At 47.6% G+C, this 471-nt stretch carries 1 protein-coding gene; it reads left to right on the top strand.

Annotated elements, in window-relative coordinates:
- Positions 1-471 (top strand): AAA family ATPase (locus tag B3763_RS15530; protein ID WP_286747629.1); only part of this gene is annotated, 471 nt, incomplete at both ends.

Genomic DNA, 471 nt, shown 5'->3' with positions numbered 1-471 from the left:
CCGGCCAAAACCCAGGCTGCACTTTTTGAGGTAATGGAAGAAAAACAAGTGTCAGTAGATGGTACAACCTATCGTATGGCGGCTCCATATATGGTTTTGGCTACCCAAAACCCCGTAGAACAAGAAGGCACCTATCGCCTGCCTGAAGCTCAGCTCGACAGGTTTCTCTTTAAAATAGAAATCAACTACCCTAACCTGGAAGAGGAAACAGAAATACTTCTAAGGCATGCCAACCGAAAAGGAGATGAGCTAAGCCAAATTGAGCCGGTGCTTAATGCCGAAGATATCAAAGCCTATCGGCAAACAATTCATCAGATTCTGGTAGATGAGAAACTGCTCTCATACATCGCTCAGATTGTAAATCACACCCGCAACGATCAGTCTATATACCTGGGAGCCTCGCCCCGTGCATCACTCGCACTGCTCAATGGCGCCCGTGCTTTTGCTGCCATCAACGGTCGCGATTTCGTA

The sequence above is a fragment of the Roseivirga sp. UBA1976 genome, assembly GCF_002336325.1.
GTDB classification, from domain to species: Bacteria; Bacteroidota; Bacteroidia; order Cytophagales; family Cyclobacteriaceae; genus Roseivirga; species Roseivirga thermotolerans.
This window is presented reverse-complemented; position numbering and strand designations above follow the sequence as displayed.